This window comes from uncultured Campylobacter sp. (assembly GCF_938045595.1).
Lineage (GTDB): Bacteria > Campylobacterota > Campylobacteria > Campylobacterales > Campylobacteraceae > Campylobacter_B.
The window spans coordinates 1-1212 of the sequence record NZ_CALIBB010000230.1 but is presented as its reverse complement, the minus strand read 5'-3'; the positions used below and the strand labels follow the sequence as shown (position 1 = coordinate 1212).

General features: G+C 51.9%; 3 protein-coding genes. 1 reads left to right on the top strand and 2 read right to left on the bottom strand.

Annotation, left to right across the window (positions count from 1 at the left end; translation table 11 throughout):
• Window positions 1–245: AraC family transcriptional regulator N-terminal domain-containing protein (locus Q0340_RS08855; protein WP_298083020.1), on the top strand; the 245-nt coding region annotated here is incomplete at its 5' end.
• A gap of 160 nt (window positions 246–405) precedes the next feature.
• Here Q0340_RS08855 and Q0340_RS08850 read toward each other — a convergent pair.
• Complete coding sequence (locus Q0340_RS08850) at window positions 406–933, bottom strand: hypothetical protein (RefSeq protein ID WP_298083019.1); 528 nt, start codon at window positions 931–933, stop codon at window positions 406–408.
• A gap of 89 nt (window positions 934–1022) precedes the next feature.
• Window positions 1023–1212, bottom strand: a 190-nt coding sequence (locus Q0340_RS08845; RefSeq protein ID WP_298083018.1) for a hypothetical protein, incomplete at its 5' end; no start/stop codon positions are given.

Sequence of the window (1212 nt, the reverse complement as noted above, 5' to 3'; positions counted from 1 at the left end):
CGATCTATGAGCCCGGCGCGTGCTTGTGTCTGCGCGGCGGTAAAATGGTGGAATTTAGCGGCAAACAGCATCGCTACGATACGCAAAAATTCCTACTTTGCGCAAGCGACTTGCCGCTTTTGGGGCGGGTAGAGCACTGCTCGTTTCTATCGGTAAGCATTAAATTTCAAAACGAGGATATTCTTAAAGCGCTCAAGGAGATAGAATGGCAGAGCCGTGCGGGCAGACTTCTGTGGCTTGTATAATTTGCAGCGCTGTTTTTCCGCGCTTTGCTTTAAACATCGAGCGAAATTTTACTCTCCGATATGATCCGCGACGCGGATTTTGCGCGAGGCTAAAATTTACCCGCACCCCGCCGCTGTTTTACTCGCGCTCGCAGTACCGCTTTGCTCGCATCGCATGCCGCTACACAAAGCAAGAAAGCGGATATTTCGCGGCGCTTTTGTCCGTGAGTGCGGCGAGGAAAAGAGCGATAAATTCCTCAAAGCTTTGCGCGATGATCGAGACGTCTTCGTAGATCGGTTCCGCGCCGAATACGATCTTGCCCGCGTCTGCGCCCTGCGTGAGGATGCCCGCGAAGCAGCGTTCGCCTCTGACCGAAAATAAAAACGGCAAGCACCCGCTCCAAAACGCGCTCACGGCGGCTCTTTCCGCATCGTTAGCCGCGCACTCCAGGCTGTCTTTTTCAAAATCTCCGTAGCAAAATTCCGCCTCGTCCGCGCCTGACGACGCATAATCCCGAGCAGACACGAACCAAACGGCGTCCGCAGCGTCATGCAAAGTCTCAAAAGAGCAAACGAAGCGGTAAAAATCTTCGCTTAAATTTTTAAATCTGCCGCCCAAAAATTCGCCCCGCGGCGGGCAAATTTCATCCCTGCGCCGTATCTGCCAACCGTTTTGCGCCAGCGCATCCATAAGTTCGTCAAAAATCATCTCGCCTCCCGTAATTTGGCGCCGATTATAGCATTTTGCTGGACGCCGCGCATTAAAGAGAAATTTTACGCAAAATTTTATAAATTCGGTTAAAAATAAAATGACGTTTCCAAATCGCCGCTAAATTTAAGCTCAGCGGAAGGCGTAAGCCGCAGATGAAAAACGGGCGTATCGCTTAAGATAGGCGTATCGCCGAGGGGAGCGGGCGCGCCGCTAAAATTTGCGCCTCGGTATCCGCCTAAAATTTCCAAGCGGTACCGACCGCGCTCTAGCTTAAAG

Coding starts and splice junctions, on each gene's coding strand:
- Q0340_RS08850 (WP_298083019.1), bottom strand. CDS start 933: ATGATTTTTGACGAACTTATGGATGCGCTGGCGCAAAACGGTTGGCAG.